1 rRNA gene is annotated in these 293 nt (G+C 48.8%); it reads right to left on the bottom strand.

Annotation, left to right across the window (positions count from 1 at the left end):
- Positions 1-293 (bottom strand): 23S ribosomal RNA (locus tag CJ670_RS09205); the annotation flags it as partial.

The raw sequence follows: 293 nt of genomic DNA, 5'->3' as shown, positions 1-293 counted from the left end.
GAAGTTTGATTGGCCTTTCACCCCTATCCACAAGTCATCCCGAGACTTTTCAACGTCAATGGGTTCGGTCCTCCACTGGCTCTTACACCAGCTTCAACCTGCTCATGGATAGATCACTTCGTTTCGGGTCTGCAGCATCTGACTATTTCGCCCTATTAAGACTCGCTTTCGCTACGGCTTCGCACTTGGCTTAACCTTGCCAGACACCACAACTCGCAGGCTCATTATGCAAAAGGCAGTCCATCACCCTGTACAAGACATAGGGCTCTGAATGATTGTAAGCTAATGGTTTC

The sequence above is a fragment of the Arcobacter cryaerophilus gv. crypticus genome (genome assembly GCF_002993025.1).
Lineage (GTDB): Bacteria > Campylobacterota > Campylobacteria > Campylobacterales > Arcobacteraceae > Aliarcobacter > Aliarcobacter cryaerophilus_B.
This window is presented reverse-complemented; position numbering and strand designations above follow the sequence as displayed.